At 39.2% G+C, this 20,137-nt stretch carries 18 protein-coding genes; 16 read left to right on the plus strand and 2 right to left on the minus strand.

Going from position 1 to position 20,137, the window contains the following annotated elements; genetic code table 11:
* Window positions 1–63: 63 nt before the first annotated feature.
* Complete coding sequence (locus ACYSNO_RS07200) at window positions 64–1,581, plus strand: DUF1846 domain-containing protein (protein ID WP_461730393.1); 1,518 nt, start codon at window positions 64–66, stop codon at window positions 1,579–1,581.
* 49 nt (window positions 1,582–1,630) lie between these two features.
* On the opposite strand, the gene ACYSNO_RS07205 is transcribed toward ACYSNO_RS07200, so the two are convergent.
* A complete protein-coding gene (locus ACYSNO_RS07205; protein WP_461730439.1) occupies window positions 1,631–1,891 on the minus strand; it encodes a DUF1294 domain-containing protein in 261 nt (86 codons plus the stop codon).
* Between the two features lie 217 nt (window positions 1,892–2,108).
* Between ACYSNO_RS07205 and ACYSNO_RS07210 the strand changes: the two genes are divergently transcribed.
* The 6 genes from ACYSNO_RS07210 to ACYSNO_RS07235 all read left to right on the plus strand — a co-directional run bounded on the left by ACYSNO_RS07210 (window position 2,109) and on the right by ACYSNO_RS07235 (window position 7,258).
* A complete protein-coding gene (locus ACYSNO_RS07210; RefSeq protein ID WP_461730394.1) occupies window positions 2,109–2,933 on the plus strand; it encodes a DUF368 domain-containing protein in 825 nt (274 codons plus the stop codon).
* Between the two features lie 113 nt (window positions 2,934–3,046).
* The gene (locus tag ACYSNO_RS07215) at window positions 3,047–3,553 is read left to right on the plus strand and encodes a COG2426 family protein (protein WP_461730395.1); all 507 of its coding nucleotides are present in this window, start codon (window positions 3,047–3,049) and stop codon (window positions 3,551–3,553) included.
* Between the two features lie 426 nt (window positions 3,554–3,979).
* Complete coding sequence (locus ACYSNO_RS07220) at window positions 3,980–4,909, plus strand: FAD:protein FMN transferase (RefSeq protein ID WP_461730396.1); 930 nt, start codon at window positions 3,980–3,982, stop codon at window positions 4,907–4,909.
* A 27-nt stretch (window positions 4,910–4,936) separates the two neighbouring features.
* Window positions 4,937–5,548, plus strand: a complete 612-nt coding sequence (locus ACYSNO_RS07225) for an NADPH-dependent FMN reductase (RefSeq protein ID WP_461730397.1) — start codon at window positions 4,937–4,939, stop codon at window positions 5,546–5,548.
* An 18-nt stretch (window positions 5,549–5,566) separates the two neighbouring features.
* A complete protein-coding gene (locus ACYSNO_RS07230) occupies window positions 5,567–6,763 on the plus strand; it encodes an NAD(P)H-dependent oxidoreductase (protein ID WP_461730398.1) in 1,197 nt (398 codons plus the stop codon).
* Window positions 6,764–6,850: 87 nt separating this feature from the next.
* The gene (locus ACYSNO_RS07235; RefSeq protein ID WP_461730399.1) at window positions 6,851–7,258 is read left to right on the plus strand and encodes a YbaN family protein; all 408 of its coding nucleotides are present in this window, start codon (window positions 6,851–6,853) and stop codon (window positions 7,256–7,258) included.
* Window positions 7,259–7,282: 24 nt separating this feature from the next.
* Here the strand turns inward: ACYSNO_RS07235 and ACYSNO_RS07240 are convergent, their stop codons facing one another.
* Window positions 7,283–8,473: a coenzyme F420-0:L-glutamate ligase gene (locus tag ACYSNO_RS07240; protein WP_461730400.1), complete on the minus strand. Its 1,191-nt coding sequence runs from the start codon at window positions 8,471–8,473 to the stop codon at window positions 7,283–7,285.
* A 122-nt stretch (window positions 8,474–8,595) separates the two neighbouring features.
* Between ACYSNO_RS07240 and ACYSNO_RS07245 the strand changes: the two genes are divergently transcribed.
* The 9 genes from ACYSNO_RS07245 (at window position 8,596) to argJ (ending at window position 20,136) form a co-directional block, all read left to right on the plus strand.
* On the plus strand, window positions 8,596–9,483 hold the full coding sequence (locus tag ACYSNO_RS07245; protein ID WP_461730401.1) for a LysR family transcriptional regulator: 888 nt from the start codon (window positions 8,596–8,598) through the stop codon (window positions 9,481–9,483).
* 107 nt (window positions 9,484–9,590) lie between these two features.
* A complete protein-coding gene (locus ACYSNO_RS07250; protein ID WP_461730402.1) occupies window positions 9,591–10,481 on the plus strand; it encodes a helix-turn-helix domain-containing protein in 891 nt (296 codons plus the stop codon).
* Window positions 10,482–10,605: 124 nt separating this feature from the next.
* Entirely contained in the window at window positions 10,606–11,994 is a 1,389-nt protein-coding gene (locus tag ACYSNO_RS07255) for a serine hydrolase (RefSeq protein WP_461730403.1), read from the plus strand.
* 191 nt (window positions 11,995–12,185) lie between these two features.
* Entirely contained in the window at window positions 12,186–13,877 is a 1,692-nt protein-coding gene (yfcC, locus tag ACYSNO_RS07260) for a putative basic amino acid antiporter YfcC (protein ID WP_461730440.1), read from the plus strand.
* Window positions 13,878–13,940: 63 nt separating this feature from the next.
* Window positions 13,941–15,128 carry a beta-aspartyl-peptidase gene (gene iadA, locus ACYSNO_RS07265; RefSeq protein WP_461730404.1) on the plus strand — a complete coding sequence of 396 codons (1,188 nt, stop codon included), beginning with the start codon at window positions 13,941–13,943 and terminating at the stop codon, window positions 15,126–15,128.
* A 190-nt stretch (window positions 15,129–15,318) separates the two neighbouring features.
* Window positions 15,319–16,548 (plus strand): argininosuccinate synthase, encoded by a 1,230-nt coding sequence (locus tag ACYSNO_RS07270; protein ID WP_461730405.1) that lies wholly within the window; start codon window positions 15,319–15,321, stop codon window positions 16,546–16,548.
* Window positions 16,548–17,918, plus strand: coding sequence for an argininosuccinate lyase (argH, locus tag ACYSNO_RS07275; RefSeq protein ID WP_461730406.1), 1,371 nt, complete (start codon window positions 16,548–16,550; stop codon window positions 17,916–17,918). The genes ACYSNO_RS07270 and argH overlap by 1 nt, the downstream gene beginning before the upstream one ends.
* 17 nt (window positions 17,919–17,935) lie before the next feature.
* On the plus strand, window positions 17,936–18,871 hold the full coding sequence (gene argC, locus ACYSNO_RS07280) for an N-acetyl-gamma-glutamyl-phosphate reductase (protein WP_461730407.1): 936 nt from the start codon (window positions 17,936–17,938) through the stop codon (window positions 18,869–18,871).
* 26 nt (window positions 18,872–18,897) lie between these two features.
* The gene (argJ, locus tag ACYSNO_RS07285; RefSeq protein ID WP_461730408.1) at window positions 18,898–20,136 is read left to right on the plus strand and encodes a bifunctional glutamate N-acetyltransferase/amino-acid acetyltransferase ArgJ; all 1,239 of its coding nucleotides are present in this window, start codon (window positions 18,898–18,900) and stop codon (window positions 20,134–20,136) included.
* Window position 20,137: the final 1 nt, after the last annotated feature.

The following is a 20,137-nucleotide window of genomic DNA, read 5'->3' on the forward strand; positions in this document are numbered from 1 at the left end:
TCTGTTTGAATAGGACAAGAGCATTTCTTTTGTTTCCAATATAGATGAGGGGTATGTGAAAAAATGACAAAGAAAATTGGTTTTGATCCAAAAAAATATATCGAAGAGCAATCGAAATATATTTTAGAACGAGTGAACCATTACGATAAGTTGTACCTTGAATTTGGAGGTAAGTTGATTGGCGATATGCACGCGAAACGTGTCTTACCGGGATTTGATCAAGATGCTAAAATTAAACTATTACATAAATTAAAAGATCAGACAGAAATCATTATTTGTGTCTATGCAGGGGATATCGAACGAAATAAAATTCGGGGTGATTATGGGATTACCTACGATATGGATATTATGCGACTAATCGATGAACTCAGTGATTATGAGTTAGTGGTGAACAGTGTCGTTATTACTAGATATAACGGACAACCTTCAACGAAAATTTTTATTAATAAATTAGAACAACGGGGGATGAAAGTCTACACTCATCGCGAAATCGAAGGCTATCCTGTCAATGTGGATCAAATCGTCAGCGATGAAGGCTTTGGTCAAAATGACTATATTCCAACAACGAAACCCATCGTTGTTGTGACGGGTCCTGGTGCAGGAAGTGGGAAGTTGGCGACTTGTTTAAATCAACTGTATCACGAGAGTCGTTATGGTCATACAGGAGGCTATTCCAAGTTTGAGACCTTCCCTGTTTGGAATATTCCGTTAAAACATCCTTTAAATATTGCCTATGAAGCAGCGACGGTTGATTTAAAAGACGTCAATATGATCGATTCTTTCCATTATGATTATTATGGAGAAGTGGCAGTGAATTATAATCGTGACATCGAAACCTTCCCGATTATTAAGCGTACAATTGAAAGAATTACTGGACGTGAGGCAGAATTTCATTCACCAACGGATATGGGAGTGAATCGAATTGGTTTTGGAATTATTGATGACGCAGTGGTTCAGGAAGCGTCAAAACAAGAAATCATTCGTCGCTATTTTGAAACCGAAAGCAATTATAAAAAAGGGCTAACAGATATTGAACCTTTAAATCGGATGCAAATCATTATGGAGGAGCTTGATTTACGACCGGAAAATCGTGTCTGTGTATTGCCAGCTAGAGAATATTCTGAGCGTTTGAAACAGCGAGAAGACTGGGATCAAGAATTTACCCCACCTGTGATGGCTTTAGAGCTGACGGATGGTCAAATTATTACAGGGCGTGGTTCAGAATTAATGGATGCCAGTGCTTCAGCTGTCTTAAATGCGATTAAATTCATGGCGAATATTAGTGATGATATTTTATTACTCTCGCCAAATATTTTAGAGCCGATTCAAAAATTAAAAGCCGACGAGCTCTCAGGTCGGATAACTTCATTAAATATCTCAGAAATTTTAATCGCCTTATCGATTAGCGCAGTGACGAATCCAACGGCGCAACTTGCCTATAGCAAGCTGGGGCAGTTAAAGGATACCCAAGCCCATTCAACGGTGATTTTAAATAAAGATGATGAACAAGTGTTAAGAAGTTTAGGTATCTCCTTTACCTGTGATCCAAACTTCCCATCGAAAAATCTCTTTTACGTCTAATAAAGAAGCCATCCTCTCAAGGTCTTTTGACTGTGGGAGGATGGCTTTTTTAAGTGAAATAATAGAAAAGACTTAGACTAAGAAGGATTTGGAAAAAGATGATGAACGGAATACCGTATTTAAAGGCTCTCTTATTTGTTTTATGATGGAAAAGTCGGCCTCCTAGTAAAATACCAATTGAACCACCAAAGAATGCGACGGTAAATAACGTTTTCTCAGGAATTCGCCACTGTTTTTTCAAGGCCTTTTGCTTATCCTGATACATTAAAGAAATAGAGAAAAGGTTGATCACAATCAAGTAACTGAGCATGATGGAAAAGGGTGTCAAAAAATCGCCTCTTTCTTTAAAAGTAAAATGCCACTAAGGGGCCCCTTTATTATAACGGGGCATTGCTTTAATTGAAAGTTTAGAGTCCATGTTTTTTCTAGGTTTCTCTAATTTTTCCTTAAGCCGCTTTGTATAGGGAAGAACTTTTGATAAAATAAAGGTTTGAATGAGGTACGAACTAGATTAATAGGAGGAAACGATGAAAAAAGGTACGAAAGATTGGCTATTACGTTTTGTTAAAGGCATGTTTATCGGCTCTGGCTTTATTTTACCAGGAGTGAGTGGGGGCGCCCTCGCGGCAATTTTTGGAATTTATGAACGAATTATTTCATTTTTAGCTCATCTTACCAAGAATTTTAAAGAAAATGTTCTTTTCTTTCTCCCGATTGGTTTAGGTGGGATAACAGGGATTTTTCTTTTATCTTTTGGGGTTAGTTTTTTATTAGGTACCTATGAAGTGATGATGATGTGGTTTTTTGTGGGCTGCATTGTGGGAACCATTCCAGCTCTTTGGAAAGAAGCAGGAAAAGAAGGTCGATCGAATCGGGACTTGATTATTTTAGCCGTTAGTTTTATTGTTGGTTATTTATTCTTATGGCAAGGTTCATCCTTATTTTCAGAAGTACAACAAAACTTCCTAACCTGGATGATTGCCGGTGGTTTGATTGGTCTAGGGATGATTGTACCAGGCTTAAGTCCATCCAACTTCTTAATTTATATGGGGATGTACAAGGCGATGTCTGATGGGATTAAAGCGTTGAACTTTCAAGTGATTTTACCAATTGGGATTGGTGGCGTTGTCACAGTCCTAGGGTTATCAAAGTTGATGGATTTTATTTTTAGCAAGGCTTATGCCCAGTTGTTTCACTTTATCTTAGGGATTGTCTTTGCTTCAACGGTGATGATTATTCCCACGAACGACACCGAATTCACGGGAATACATTACGCTGCCTCTGTCCTTTTATTGTTAGCTGGAACGGCTTTAGGTGCTTGGATGAGTCGCTTAGAAGAAAAATACAAATAGAAAAATCGGTGAGTGGAAATTCACCGATTTTTTTCAGATTACAAAGAAAGCTAGCTTCTCTCTCTGTCTTTTGATAAAATAAAAAGAATTGAAAATTAAAGGAGTTAAAAAAAATGTTAGAAACCGTTTTATCTTTTTTTCAGTCCTTCCTCGATCCTAAAGTCACTGTGTTTGTGATTTCACTTTTACCGATTTTAGAACTACGGGGCGGGTTAATTGCGGCCAGTTTATTAGGTGTACCTTGGCAAGTCGCGGCACCGATTGCCGTGATTGGGAATATGTTACCAGTGCCCTTCATTATCTTTTTTATTGAAACCATTTTAAATTTCCTTTCTGTCCGTGGACCGATTCAGAAATTAGCCAGTAAAATGATTGAAAAAGGACGTAGTGGTGGCGAGCAAATGTTAGCGAAGTATCCGAACCGTTTAATGATTGGGTTGTTTTTATTTGTCGCTATTCCACTTCCGGGAACCGGCGCATGGACCGGCTCATTGATTGCTGCGTTGTTAGGTTTACCACCTAAAAAATCAGTGGTCCCAATTGCTTTGGGGATTTTAACAGCATGTGTGATTATGTTGATTTTAACTTACTATATTCCAGGTTTATTCGGTTTTAAATAAAAAAAAAAACGAACGTCCATGATATGCTCCTCTCATCGTAGACACTAGAAAAAAATTCTAGTCTATGATGAGGGGCGTTTTTTTATTGGAATCATTCTTTTTTCTGTCTGTTTTTAACAAGGAAAAGATTAAATATATATTTTTTTATATAAAGTGTTGACCAAAATATCTTTTGATTGTATAATCTAATTGTAAATAAATGTGAATTTACGCACAAAGATTCAATGCATTTGCTTTTTTATCCTATAAAAGAAGTTTGGTGAATCCTTTTTATTTGAAGGCAAGGATAGCAAGTTTATTTTACCATTTGATGGAAAGAAACAAGGATTTGCTTTTTTTAAAAAGCTTCAAAAAAGAAGAAAAGCTTTGTTTTTAAAGTGAAATTTAGTGAATGTCGTGAGGTTTATAACATAAAAGAGGGATGACATGAGGCAAGAAACACAGCAAGTTCGTTTGATGGGAACAATTATCGACTTAAGCATTGAACACGAAAATCCAGGGCCTATTTTAATAGAAGCGATTCAACGACTCAAACGTTATGAAAAGCGCTTTAGTGCCAATGATGTGACTTCAGAATTAATGGCCATCAATCAAGCTGCTGGAAAAACAGCAGTTGTGGTTCATCCAGAATTATTTGAGTTAATTCAGATTGGAAAAACGCATAGTTGTGCGCAGCAAAGTCATTTGAATATTGCCATCGGTCCGTTAGTACAAACCTGGCGCATTGGTTTTTCAGATGCTAGGGTACCAACAGAAGCAGAAATTCAACACTTGCTTGCCATAACGGATCCCCGGAAAATCATTTTAGATCAAGAAGCACGGACTGTTTACTTGAAAAAAGCAGGGATGTTACTTGACTTGGGCTGTTTAGCGAAAGGCTTTATTGCCGAATTGCTGATTACTTATTTAAAAGAAGTTGGTGTCAAATCGGCTTTACTTAACTTAGGTGGGAATCTCGTTACTTTTGGACCTTCGCCGAAACACTCAGATCAATATTGGCGAATTGGTATTCAAAATCCAATCAAAGAACGCAAACAATCCTTGATTGTGTTAAAGACTAAAAATCAATCGGTGGTTACTTCAGGTATTTACGAAAGAAGCTTAATGCACGATTCACAGCAATACCATCATATTTTGAATCCGAAAACAGGCTATCCGATTCAAACAGAGGTCGTGAGTCTTACCATTCTTTCGTCAAATTCATGTGATGGAGAAATTTGGACGACTCGTTTATTTGGAAAAAAACCGCAAGAAATTTTAGAAATTGTGGCAACACTTCCTGAAATTTATGCGTTTATGATTACCAACACAGGGGAAACCTATTATTCAAAAGAGTTGGAAAATCTTATTTGTTAAAAAAGAAAAATCGAGAGGAAGATTTATATGAAGAAAATTATCGGATTAGTTGGAACGAACTCTGATCAATCAACAAACCGGACGTTATTACAATTTATGGCGAAGCATTTTGGCCAAGAGGCTGAGATTGAGTTAATGGAAATCAAAGCAGTACCGATGTTTAACAAACCTGAAGACATGACTGTACCAGCGATTGTGAAAGAAATGGCAGCAAAAATTGAAGCGGCTGACGGCGTGATTATTAGTACACCGGAATATGACCATGCGGTAACAGCGGCATTAATGAACGCATTAAGTTGGTTGTCTTATGGTATTTATCCGTTTGTTGATAAACCGGTAATGATTACAGGAGCTTCTTATGGTACGTTAGGTTCATCTAGAGCACAAGCCCACTTACGCCAAATTTTAAATGCGCCCGAATTAAAGGCTCGAATCATGCCAAGTTCTGAATTCTTACTTGGTCATTCTTTACAAGCTTTTGATGCTGAAGGAAATCTAAAAGACGCCGAGCAAGTGCAACAACTCGAAGGATTATTTGCTGATTTCACGACCTTTATGGAAATCATGAAGCAATTAAACCATGCACATGAAGCAAATAAAAAGGCTGCAGCCAACTTCTCATGGGAAGAAAATAAATAAGAATAGGGGAACGAAAAAATGAAATTAGTCGGAATCGTAGGATCAAACGCAGAGTTTTCGTATAATCGTTTATTATTACAATACATCGCGAAAAAGTATAAAAACCTCTTTACTTTAGAAGTTTTAGAAATTAAAGACTTACCATTATTTAATCAAAGTGACGACCAAACGAATAGCCCAGAAGTTCAATACATCAATCAAAAAATTAAAATGGCGGATGGTGTGATTATTGCAACGCCAGAACACAATCATACAATTCCTGCTGCTTTAAAGAGTGCATTAGAATGGTTGTCGTTTAACATACATCCTCTCGAAAACAAACCAGTGATGATTGTTGGCGCGTCTTATTACAACCAAGGCTCATCAAGGGCACAATTACACTTGCGTCAAATTCTAGATGCACCAGGTGTGAATGCCATTGTGATGCCAGGAAATGAGTTCTTATTAGGCAATGTCAAACAAGCTTTTGATGAGCAGCACAATCTAAAAGAAAAACGGACGATTGATTTTTTAAAAGTTTGTTTGGAAAAATTTGTTAAATTTGTTGATATGGTTGCTGTGATGCAAGCGCCAAAACCACCATTACCAGCAGAAGATCTTCATGCAACAGGTAAGGTTGAGACGACGGTTGAAGGGATTGAGATGGCAGCAGAAGATTGGTTAGAACAAGCTGCTGAAAAAACACAAGCCGCGCAAGGTAGCGATTACGTAAAATTAGATCGCGGGTTGCTAACGGTTGATCAATTAAACTACTTCCTTTCTTCAATGCCAATGGAATTAACCTATGCAGACCATAACAATCAATTTTTATACTACAATCAAACCCAAGATGCTGCAGAGATGCTTGCTTCACGCGTTCCTGGACAAGTGGGGAATTCATTAGCAGATTGCCATCCTGAGTTTGCATTAAAAAATGTCGAATGGGTCATTCAACAACTACGCTCTGGTGCAACAGACGTGGTTCGGGTGCACGTACCAAAAGATGTGCCTGAAAAGTACATTGTCCATAATTATCAAGCGATGCACGATGAGCAAGGCAATTATGTCGGTATTAATGAATACATTTGGGACTTAAAACCGACAATCGAATGGTATTTACAACAAACGGGCCAAGAACTTGTAGGTGGAAAAGAAGCAGATGCCGTTTCTGGCGCTTCGGAAAATGCAGGAGATGGCGAAGCTGACGGCGTATCTGGCGCATCAATTAAAGATTAGATGATAAAAAGCAGATAGAGAAAACAAATCTCTATCTGCTTTTTTAAAAGGATGCTATGATAGGAGCAGCGGAAAGGATGAATGGTATTGAAAAGAATTCTTTTTCTTTTTTTAGGATGTGTGACATTTACATTAGGAACAATTGGTATTTTTCTCCCCTTTTTACCTACAACGGGTTTTTATTTAGCAACAAGTTATTTATGGTTGCGTAGTTCGGATAAGTTGTATCAACGTTTTATACATTCGAAGTACTATCAAATGTATATTGTTGATCTTTTAATTAAGAAAAACATTTCTACTAAAGGCATGGTGAAGATGTTTGTGATGATGGGCATTGTTTTTGCTTTATCCATTATTATGGTTCCGATGCTTTACTTGAAATGGCTCTTAGGTTTTATTTATTTTGCCCATGTGGTTGGCCTGACTTGGTATTTCAAGATTCATCCCCAAAAAATAAAATTAGAACAAACAAAAAAAGATTTGGAAAATTCTTAAAAAGAATCTTCCAAGTCTTTTTTATTAGTCTGTGAAGTTATCGAAGTAACCTTGGATGTAAACCATTGGTGTGCCTTTGTCTCCACTACCGGATGTTAAATCAGATAAGGAACCAATTAAATCGGTTAATTTACGTGGCGTTGTACCTTGGGCTTCCATTTTTCCAACAAGATCTTCTTGTTTATTTTTAATGTGTTCAGAAATGGCAGTTTTTAATGCTTCTCCTTTTAAGTGTGAGAAGTTATTATCTGCTAAGTATTTGAGTTTGATTTCATTAGGAACGCCATCTAAACCACTTGTATAGCCTGGAGAAACGACTGGATCAGCCAGTTCCCAAATTTGGCCCACTGGGTCTTTGAAGGCCCCGTCACCATACACCATGACTTCAACTGTTTTCCCTGTGGCTTCTTTGAGTTTTGCTTGGATCGAATCCACAATTGGCTGACAGTTATTGGGGAAGAGTTTTACGCTATCGTCGGTAGCCTTATTGGAACCAAGTAGTCCATAAGCTTCATTGAAGCCACTTCCGTCAACGGAAGCAGTTAAAATATCGTCTAGACCATAAATCGTTTCACCACCATTGGCTTTTAAAATCCGTTTGGTGCGGAAGCGCGAGTGGATATCACAAGTGAGGACGTCCTTTGTATAATCTAAAATGGTTTTCGCGTTGTTAGAGAAGATGACTTCGCAGGTTGCGCCTTCCTCAGCAACGATGGATTTGTAGTATTCAATATAGTCAACACCTGTAAAAGCATGTTCAACCATTCCAAAATGTTCCCGGAAATCTTTTTCGGATAAGACATCGGTCCAAGGGTTAATGCCTTTGTTGTCTAAATCTTCAATATCGACTAAGTGATTCCCTACTTCATCCGATGGGTAGCTTAACATTAAAATAATTTTTTTTGAACCACGAGCAATTCCTTGCAGAATTGATGAGAAGCGGTTACGGCTTAAAATCGGAAAGATGACACCAACCGTTCCTTTTTCAAATTTGGCTTTAACGTCTTTTGCTATGGCATCAATGCTTGCGTAGTTTCCTTGAGCACGGGCAACAATTGATTCCGTGAGTGAAATAATGTCACGATCTTCAATCGTATAACCTTCTGCTTTTGCAGCTTCCAGCACCGTATCGACTGTAATTTGTTCGATATCGTCACCTTCGTTAATAATCGGGCTACGAAGCCCACGTACGACCGTTCCAACAGCTCTTGTCAAAATGAATCTCTCCTCTAATTGAGTTAATTTTTTTATTGGCATTCATTACTTATTTACTATATCATAAACTAGTGGTATAAATAAAATTAATGTTAGTAATATCAGCGATAAGGAGAACTAATATGATAGGGAACTTAGATTTATATCGGATTTTTAACGTTGTCAGCCAAAATCAAAGTTTTTCGCAAGCCGCACAAGAATTATATATGACGCAATCTGCAGTAAGTCAAGCCATTGGAAAGCTAGAAAAAGAACTGGATTTACAACTTTTTTATCGGACTTCCAAAGGGGTCATTTTAACAAATGAGGGGAAGATGCTCAATGAGCACATTCACTCCGCACTGGGAATGATTCAAGTCGGAGAAGAAAAATTACTTGAATTTAAAACGCTGGAAGCCGGACATTTGCGTATTGGTGTAGGTGACACCATTTCACGTTACTATCTACTGCCTTATTTAGAAGCCTTTCATGAAAAGTATCCCGGGATTAAACTGACGATTTTAAATGGGACGACGCCTGAAATCACGGGATTCATTAAATCAGGGAAAGTCGATTTAGGGGTTTGCAATCTTCCAATCAAAGATGATCATTTAGAAGTTGTTCCTTGTTTAGCAGTTCAAGATACCTTTGTTTGTGGGGAACAATTTTCCAATTTAGCGGCTGAAAAAATTACAATTGACACGCTACTCGAACAACCCTTAATTTTCCTAGAAGACAAATCCAATTCACGACGATATGTTGAAGCTTACTTTACAAAAAAAGGCTATACACTTTCACCGGATTTTGAGTTAGGCTCGCATGATCTTGTGTTAGATTTTGCGAAAATCAATTTAGGCGTGGCCTGTGTGATTCGTGAATTTTCACAACATTATTTAAAAAATCAAGAAGTCTTTGAAGTGCAATTAACCGAGAGCTTGCCAAAGAGACAAATTGGCATTTGTTATTTAAAAAATGTTTCACTTTCGCAAGCGGTGAAACGGTTTATTGAGAGGATTCAAGCCATCAACTAAATCGAGGCTTAAACAGACAACATTCGTCGCCTCATTGACAAAAAAAGGCGCACCAAGCGAAAGTGGTATGATACAATAGGAAAAAGAGAATGGATTGGAGGACCTGTATGGATATTCAACGGTTTGTAGCAACTAGAAAAGCCTTAGGATATTCTCAAAAAGAATTAAGCGAAGGAATTTGTACTCAAACAACTTTAAGTCGCTTCGAAAATAATGGTCAAATTCCAACGGTGAAAATATTGATTCAACTATGCAATCGCTTGAACTTAGGCCTAGGTGAATTATTTCCAGAAGTTGGCGTCGAAGAAAGTGAACTGAATCGGCAGTTGGCAAAGGCGGAATTTAACTTTATTTTACGAGAATATCAAAAAACAGAATCGATCTTAACGAAAATTGATAGTGAATTATTAACAGAGCAAAGACAACATTGGCATTACGATTATTTAAAAGGGTATGTTATCGCATTACAAAACGGTTCGACTGCCGATGCTTCCTTTTATTTTAATCGAATCATCGCAGAAGCGCCCACAGAAGAAATGGAAATCTTCGTATTACTCGCCTATACAGGGATGGGAATTCTTTATGAGAATTTAGGTGAAATTGCTAAAGCAGAATACTTTTTTAATAAGGCGGTCACCGATGTCTATCGTTATCCAATTAAAGAAACAACCGACATTTGGCGCTTGTTAAATATCTTGTATTATTGCGGCACTTTTTACGCCAATAATGAAGACTATCAAACGAGTGATGCGTTACTTGAACATGGGGTAGCGATTTGTTCAGACAACCATGTGACTTATTATTTAGCGCGCATGACTTTCCAGTTAGCCAAAAATGCGGTCGCACAAAATAAAAGCCCAGAAGCAATTATCGATCTCTATTATGGAACAAAAGCCTATGCAAAGATCAATAAGAATATGATAGAATTACGAGCGCTGGAAGCCTTTAAGCAACAATTACTCGAGCGAGAAGATTTTAAGCACATCACACTCTATTAGCAATCGTAAAAAGGGAACAAGGAATCTGAAAAGAATCGAAACGTTCTCTTTTTTTTATGTTCTTTTATCTGGAAATGAATCTGCTATACTAGGAAAGGGAAAAGAATTTAGGAGGATATAAAAAGTGAAACGACGAATACAAAAATACAAGCATTTATTACTGTTCATTCTTTTATTTTTAGGGTGGACGAGTGTTGTCCATGCGGAAGAACCAGCCCCGTCCATGATGGAACTGATTGAAGCGGCTGGTTATCAAGTGAGCGAAAGTGATCGCCCAGCTTCAGTCGTCCTAATTGATGGCAATACGGGGAAATATTTATGGGGAGAAAACCCAGATTTCACGCATAATCCCGCAAGTGTGATGAAATTAATGACCTTGTATATGGTCTATGAAGCGATGGCTGAAGGGAAATTTGATTTAGAGACAACGATTGTGGGGACCGATCGCTATCAAGGCATTTCGCAAATTTATGCTTTGAGTAATTCACCAATTGTGACGGGCGTTGCTTATCCAGTGAAAGAATTAATTCCAATGGTACTTGTACCTTCATCGAATGTTGCGACATTGATGTTGGCTGACTTGGTCGAACCAGACCCCGTCCTTTTTTTACAAAAAATGAATGAAAAAGCGCAAGCATTAGGAATGAACCAAACGCAGATTTACAATGCGACGGGGGCTCAAATTTCAGCTTTTCAGGAATTGTATGTTCCAGCTGAAATTGACGGGAGTGGCCTAAGCCCATGGGAAGATAACGCCACGACAGCAAGAGATTTAGCTGTTTTGGTTTATCATTTACTACAAAACTATCCAGAAATATTAGCATACACGGCAACGCCTCAATACACCGTGATGCAAGGGACGCCTTATGAAGCGACTTTCGATAGTTATAATTATTCTTTAACAGGCTTACGTCATGAATATGAAGGGGTTGATGGCCTGAAGACTGGTTCCAGTGGTTCGGGTGGTTTTAATATCGCAATCACCGCTCAACGTGAAGAGTTTCGCTTGATTGCCATTGTTTTAGGTGTCGGTGACTGGGCCAATCAAGAAGGTGAGTATCTACGTCATCCCTTTGCGAATGCAGCATTAACCTATGGCTTTGAACATTTTGAATATCGTGAGCTTTTAAATGCGGGAGAACAAGAAATAAATGGAGAGAATCTGCTTGTTGAAGCGCCACTGTGGGATACTGTAGAAAAAGGGCAAACGCTCGCCTTTCAAGTGGAAGAAAATCAAATTGGACTACAAGAATCCTTGCCTCGGGTGGCGGAAAATATCGCGCCAAAATCAGTGGCAGTCACACCTGTGAACTTGTCAACCAAAGTAATGAAAAGTGTAGCGGATAAGGTGCCATCTTCCTTTTTCGAGCGTTTGGAAGGACGTTTCTCATTCGGTAAGGGGCTGCAAGTTGGCTGGTTCTTTCTAGCCGGTGGATTACTTCTCTTATTGTTTTTAAATCTTCGAACAAGGAGCAGACGTCGTCAAGCGCGTCGCAACCGTGGAAGAAAATAAGGCGAAAAGTAGGGGGTGAAAGAGGAGAAATCTTTCATCCCTTATTTTCTCATGTTATCCCAATGTGATTTTAAATGAATTCATGTATAATATTCAAGTTGAATCGCTGTTTACTTATAAATATTAATGGAAGGAAGATTGAAGTGAACGATAAAAAAGCAACAAAAAAGGTCAAACGAGACTTTACAAAAATGAAAACCCCACATATCTATGTCATTATCTTTGGTGTGGTTCTTTTTTCTTGGCTCTTAACTTTTTTAGTACCTGCTGGAAAGTTTAGCACAGAAGAAATTGAATATGATAACGGAGAAGGTGGCGTGAGTACACGTACCGTGCTGCGACAAGATTCTTTCCGTTATGATTATGCGTTAGATAAAAAATTTGTTTTTGAACAATTAGAAAAAATCCAAGCGGAACCAGAGGAATTGGCGCGTTTGGACGTGCCAGAAGAAGGACTGGAGGAAATTTTAGCAGAAGGAAAAGCAAACCTTACGCAATCGAGGTTGGATGAAATTTCCTTAACCGACGATACCCTCTATGATTTATTCGGTATGGAAATTTATGATACGAGTAAAAAGCTGCATAAAACCGCAAGAGTCTGGGGAACAGAAGACACTGGTGGTTTTGGATTCTTGAATTTCGTCTTTGAGGGATTAACTTCAGGCGATAAATATGGTTCGGCAGTTGGAATTGCTGCATTGATTCTTGTTGTAGGTGGCGCTTTTGGAATTATTATGCGAACTGGGGCAATTGAAGCGGGAATTTTTGCTTTTATTTCTAAAACAAAAGGGTTAGAACGTTTGGCCTTGCCTCTATTATTCTTTGCTTTTTCTTTTGGTGGTGCGACTTTTGGGATGGCAGAAGAAGTGATTCCTTTTGCGATGATTATGGTGCCTTTTGTTATCGCCTTAGGGTATGATTCGATTGTCGCTGTGACGGTCACTTATGTGGCTTCACAAATTGGAAATGGAACGTCTTGGATGAGTCCGTTTAGTGTGGCGGTTGCCCAAGGAATTGCAGGGGTTCCTGTCCTTTCTGGTGCGACTTTCCGTCTAATCATGTGGTTTGTGATTACCGGGTTATCGGCAGCTTACTTGATGATTTATGCTGAACGTATTCGGAAAAACCCAGAAAAATCGTTGAGTTTTAAAACGGATAATTATTTCCGCGAACAGATGAAGAAGACGAGCGATGAAAACAAACCTTTTTTATTAGGACATAAACTGGTGTTAATTGAAATGTTTTTTGTTTTAATTTGGATTGTTTGGGGAGTGACGCAAAAAGGTTACTACATTCCAGAAATTGCGTCTCAATTTTTCGTGATGGGCTTAGCAGCAGGGATAACTGCTGTCATCTTTAAACTTGAAGGTATGAGCGTGAATGACGTGGCTTCTTCTTTCCAATCAGGCGTGGCGGATCTAGCTGGAACCGCGGTTGTGGTAGGAATGGCCAAAGGGATTCTCCTTGTCTTAGGCGGTGCAGATGCCAATGTTGCTTCCTCACTAAATACGATTTTATATAGTATCGGTAGTCTGTTAGTTGGAGCACCTGCTTGGTTAGGAGCATGGGTAATGTATATTTTCCAAAGTTTATTCAATTTGGTCGTGACTTCCAATTCTGGTCAAGCTGCTTTGACCATGCCAATTATGGCGCCATTAGCTGATTTAGTTGGTGTCTCTCGTCAAGTTGCCGTCTTAGCTTATCAATTAGGTGCAGGCTTCATGGATGCTTTTACTCCTGTTTCAGCCAGCTTAATCGGTGTCTTAGGTGTCGCACGAATCGAATGGGTCAAATGGGCGAAATTCCAGATCAAAATGCAAGGATTCTTGTTTGTTTTAGGGACCATATTCATTATGATTGCCATTGGCATTGGTTTGCAATAAAATAGAACAAGGTGCTGAGAGGTGAACCACTTCTCAGCTTTTTTATGGAAAGAAGGAAAGTAAATGAAAGTAATTCGTCAAGTGGAAGTTTATGCACCGGCGTTTTTAGGAACAATGGACGTTTTAATTGTCAATGATAAGATTGTCGCGATGGAAGAAGTACTTACTGGTGGTTTTTCAGAAGTCGGACTAGAAGAAGTGGATGGTCGCGGGCAAATTTTAACCCCTGGTTTTATTGATTGTCATTTCCACTTACTCGGTGGTGGTGGCGAGAATGGTTATCATAACCGCACGCCAGAAGTCACACTCAGTCAACTAACAACTGCTGGAGTGACAACCGTCGTCGGCTGTCTAGGGACAGATGGCGTTGGACGTGACATGGTGGCATTATTAAGTAAAGCCCATGGGTTAGAAACCGAAGGAATTACGACCTATGTTTATGACGGCTCCTATCGCTTACCGATTGAACCAGTCACGGATTCGATTATTAAAGATTTGTTGACGATTGATAAGATTATTGGGGTCGGAGAGATTGCGATTTCAGATCACCGCTCGTCACAACCGACCTTTGAAGAGTTTACTCGAATGGCAGCTGATGCCAGAGTTGGTGGCATGTTGTCAGGCAAAGCAGGAATTGTTAATGTACATTTGGGTGATGGCAAAGATCGTTTAAAATTAATCAATCAAACCTTAGAAAAAACGGAAATACCCATCACTCAATTTTTACCCACCCATGCCAATCGAACCGAGGCTGTTTTAGAAGCTTGCTTAGATTTTGCGAAACGTGGTGGCGTGATCGATTTTACTGGAAGTGAAAATCCTGATTTTTGGGAGAAAACCGATGGGGAGGTTCGTTTTAGTAAAGCTTTAAAACGGGTACTAGCAGAAGGGATTTCTCTTGATAATTTTACGATGACCTCTGATGGGCAAGGGAGCTTACCCTACTTTGATGAAAAGAATCAATTTCTTGGAATGGGTGTTGGCAGTTCAAAGTCATTACTTGTAGGAATCAAGGAGGCTGTCTTTAAAGAAGAAATACCTTTAGAAATTGCCTTAAGAGCCATTACTTGTAATCCAGCGAAAATCCTCAAATTAGAAAATAAAGGGACAGTGGCTGTTGGAAAAGATGCGGACCTCTGTTTATTAGACAAAGAAACATTGAATATTCGAACTGTTATTGCGAAAGGTCAAGTCATGGTCCAGGAAAAAGAAATAAAAGTCTGGGGAACCTTTGAACAACTTGGAAAATAATCTAAAAAAAATACATCTACTTTTGCTTAGTAGGTGTATTTTTTTGTTATTTTATTGCAGATCTTTATTTTTAAATATACGGAAATCTGAACATTCATCCACTTATTATGTATAAATATACAATTTATTCTTGATTTTAGAAAAAATATGCGTATAGTATACATTAACAACAAAAACAGGGGGAATGGAAATGGTTAAAGGAACAAATGAAATTAAGAAGGTCGTACTCGCTTATTCAGGAGGGCTTGATACATCAATTATGATTACTTGGTTAAAAGAAAATTATCACAACTGTGAAGTCATTGCGGTGACTGGAAACGTCGGTCAAGATTCTGAGCTAGAAGGATTAGAAGAAAAAGCGTTAAATACCGGTGCATCAAAACTCTACATTGAGGATTTACAAACGGAATTTGTGGAAGATTATATTTTTCCTTCCCTCAAAGCAGGAGCGGTTTATGAGAATGGCTATTTACTAGGTACGTCTTTTGCACGCCCGATTATTGGAAAACGTTTAGTAGAAATTGCGCTAGCTGAAGGTGCCGATGCCATTTGTCATGGTTGTACTGGAAAAGGCAATGATCAAGTACGTTTTGAATTAGCCGTGAAAGCTTTCGCACCGAACATGAAAATTATCGCCCCTTGGAGAACTTGGGAATTAAAGTCGCGGGAAGATGAGATTGCATATGCAGAAAAGCACAAGATTCCTTTGAAAATTACCAGAGAAACAAATTATTCAAAAGATATGAATTTATGGCACTTGTCTCATGAGGGATTGGATTTAGAAGATCCAGCCAATGAACCAAAATACGATCAAATTTTAGAATTGAGTGTGTCGCCAGAGCAAGCCCCTGACACACCAACGACTCTCACGCTGACTTTTGAAAAAGGCATTCCGGTTGCTTTGAATGGAGAAAAAATGGATGGGGTAACCCTCATTAAAACCCTCAATAAAATTGGTGGAGCGAACGGCATCGGGATCATCGATATTGTTGAAAATCGTTTAGTCGGAATGAAATCAAGAGGGGTCTATGAAACACCAGGTGGAACGATTTTATATCATGGACATCAAGCCTTAGAAACCCTTTGTTTAGATAAGGACACCCAACATTACAAACAAAGCATTGCCTTAAAATTTGCAGAACTTGTTTATAACGGTTTATGGTATACCCCTTTAAGAGAAGCTTTGAGTGCTTTTGTGGACGAAACACAAAAGACAGTGACAGGCGAAGTGAAGTTAAAATTATACAAAGGGAACATTACCAATGTCAGCCTGACTTCGCCGCATTCTTTATATAGTGAAGAATTTGCTTCATTTGGCGAAGATGATGTTTACGATCATCAAGATGCAGAAGGCTTTATTAATTTATTCGGGTTACCAATTACGGTGCAAGCATTATTAGATGGAAAAGGTGGCAAGTAATGGCAAAACTTTGGGCAGGACGTTTTAAAAAAGAAGTCGACACGCAAGTCAATGATTTTAATAGTTCCATTCGATTTGATTTTCGAATGTATCAACAAGACATTCAAGGAAGTATGGCCCATGCGACAATGCTCGGTGAACAAGGGATTATTCCCCTTGAAGAAGCGGAAAAAATCATCATCGGTCTGGAAGAAATTTTAGTTGCAATTGAAAGTGGTGAATTGCCTTTCGATGAAGCAGCCGAAGACATCCACATGTTCATTGAAGCCGAACTCACGAAAAAACTCGGTGAAACAGGCAAACGACTGCATACGGCAAGAAGTCGAAATGACCAAGTGGCCCTAGATTTACGCTATTATCTAAAAACAGAAACCGAAGAATTGGTTGGTTTAACGAAAGACTTGATTCGTGTTTTTTGCGATTTAGCGAGTCAGCATACAGAAACAGTCATGAGTGGTTACACTCATTTACAGCGGGCGCAGCCGATTACTTTTGCCCACCACTTAATGGCTTATGTGCAAATGTTTTTTCGCGATGTGGCACGTTTGGAAGAAAGTCAAAATCGTCTTGATGTGATGCCTTTAGGCAGTGGCGCTTTAGCGGGGACGACTTATGGGATTGATCGTCAACGAGTGGCTGAAATCCTAGGGTTTTCAGCGGTGACTCAAAATAGCTTAGATGGGGTTTCTGACCGTGATTTCTGTATTGAATTAACTAGTGATTTAGCCATTTTAATGATGCACTTGTCACGTTTTTGTGAAGAAGTCATCCTTTGGTGTTCTTGGGAATTTAAATTTATTGAGTTAGACGATGCGTATGCGACGGGTTCGAGTATCATGCCTCAGAAAAAAAATCCAGATATTGCCGAACTCATTCGTGGGAAAACGGGGCGTGTGATTGGGGATCTCGTTGGACTGTTGACGATGATGAAAGGATTACCTTTGGCTTACAACAAAGACATGCAAGAAGACAAAGAAGCTGTCTTTGATGCCGTAGATACGGTCAAACTTTGCTTAAGCACCTTAGCCCCAATGGTTGAAACGATGACAGTCTTAAAAGAAAATATGCGGCAAGCAGCAGCGAAGGGATTTATTAATGCGACCGATTGTGCCGATTACTTAGTGAAAAAAGGCATGGCTTTTCGTGATGCGTATCAAATTACAGGAAAGTTGGTTGCTTTATGTATAGACCAGCAGACGATCTTAGAAACCCTTCCTCTGGCAGACTATCAACAATTCAGTGAATTATTTACGGAAGATATTTATCAAGCGATTGATTTAATTACTTGTGTAAATGAACGAAAAGTACTCGGAGGCCCTTCAAAAGTTGCAGTTGAGAAACAAATTCAAGAGGCATTGAAAAAATTATAAAAAAGGGGCGAAGTTTGGTGAAGAAAAAGGTGTATATCGATGGACAAGAAGGAACGACAGGATTAAAGATTGTTCAACGTTTAGAAAACCGTCCAGATTTAAAAATCATTAAAATCGCAGAAAATTTACGAAAAAATCGCGAGGAACGTCAGCGGTTAATGAATCAATCCGATTATGTTTTTTTGTGCTTACCAGATGAGGCGGCAAGAGAGGCCGTCTCCTTGATTGACAACGACAAGGTGAAAGTAATCGATGCATCCACCGCACATCGTACGCATCCAGATTGGGCCTACGGATTTCCAGAGTTATCAAAAAAACACCGAAAAAAAATTGAACAATCGAAAAGGGTGGCAGTGCCAGGCTGTTACGCAACAGGTTTTGCTGCTTTAGTCTATCCTTTGGTTGCTGTTGGGATTTTACCAAAAGATTATCCAGTGACTTGTCATGCCATCAGTGGTTATAGTGGCGGAGGCAAGCAAACGATTCAAGCTTACGAAAGTGCGGAAAGGCCGGCTGATTTTGATTCACCCAGACTTTATGCCTTAGAACAAAAACATAAACATTTAAAAGAAATGCAGGGAATTTCCAATTTGGTTTACCCGCCAATTTTCAATCCCAGTATCGGAGACTATTATCAAGGAATGACCGTTTCGATTCCTTTACATACACGACTACTAGGGGAAGAACGAAGCGCTGAAGAAATGCATCAATTGTTACAAAATTATTATCAAGATTCAGCCTTCATTCAAGTACAACCCTTTACGACCGATGGTTTTTTAGCAGCAAATGGCGTCGTCGAATCGAATCAACTAGAAATTTTTGTTTCCGGTCACCAGGAACAAACATTACTCGTTGCTCGTTTGGATAATTTAGGCAAAGGGGCATCTGGTGCGGCCGTTCAATGTCTGAATTTGATGATGGGAATTGACGAAAGAACATCGCTCATCGATTAAGGTGATGAAAAAAGGAGAGGAAAAGATTGTCAGTAAAAGAAATGAAATTAACAGAAGTCAGTGGTGGCGTTTGTGCAGCTGAAGGATTTTTCGCCTCAGGGGTTCATTGTGGGCTAAGAAAAAACAAACAAAAACCTGACTTGGCTTTTATTTATAGCGAACAGCGTTGTCCGGCTGCGGCTGTGTACACCCAAAATAAAGTTCAAGGAGCACCCATTCAGGTCACGAAAAAACATTTAACCGATCCTTATGCACAAGGAGTAATTATTAATAGTGGCAATGCCAATACTTGCAATCCTGATGGCGAACAAAAAGCAGTCGTGATGTGCGAAACCATTGCCCAAGAAGTGGGGATTGCCCCTTCAGATGTTTTGGTTGCTTCGACTGGGATTATTGGGGAATCACTTCCTGTCGATAAAATCGTCGCAGCTTGTCCCAAGTTAAAAGATCACTTAAGTCGTGAGGGAAATGCACAAGCAGCGACGGCTATTTTAACGACGGATACGTGTGAAAAAGAGTATGCAGTGGCTTTCGAATGGGAGAATCAAACGGTAAAAATTGGCGGAATTGCAAAAGGAAGTGGCATGATTCATCCAAACATGGCGACGATGCTTTGTTTTGTGACTACCGATCTGGCTATCGAACCGGCTGTCTTACAAACCGCTTTAAGCGAAGTGAGCGATGAAACGTTTAATATGATTTCGGTTGATGGCGATACTTCAACCAATGATATGGTTACGCTCTTAGCTTCTGGAAAAGTCGGGAATCCTCCCATTTCAACCGTGGATTCTCCGGGGTACACGCATTTTAAAACCGCTTTATATGATGTTTTAATGAATTTATCGAAAAAAATTGCGCAAGATGGCGAGGGTGCCTCAAAATTATTAGAATGCCAAGTCACAGGAGCCCAGACAAAAAAAACAGCCAAGGCTGTCGCGAAAAGTATTATTACTTCAAGCTTAGTCAAAAGTGCGATGTTTGGTCAAGATCCAAACTGGGGGAGAATTCTTTGCGCGATTGGCTATGCGGAAGGCGACTTTGACATTCAGCAAGTGAAAGTCGATTTGGCCTCGGTCCATGGACGAGCAACGGTTTGTTTACAGGGTGCGAGAGCGGATTTTGATTACGAAACGTTGGCAGAAATTTTAAAGGCAGAAACGATTTTGATTTTGGTTGATATCGGTACGGGTGCTTATAAAGCAACGGCTTGGGGCTGTGACTTAACTTATGATTATGTCAAAATCAATGCCGATTATCATACGTAAA

This window comes from Enterococcus sp. LJL98 (genome assembly GCF_054871745.1).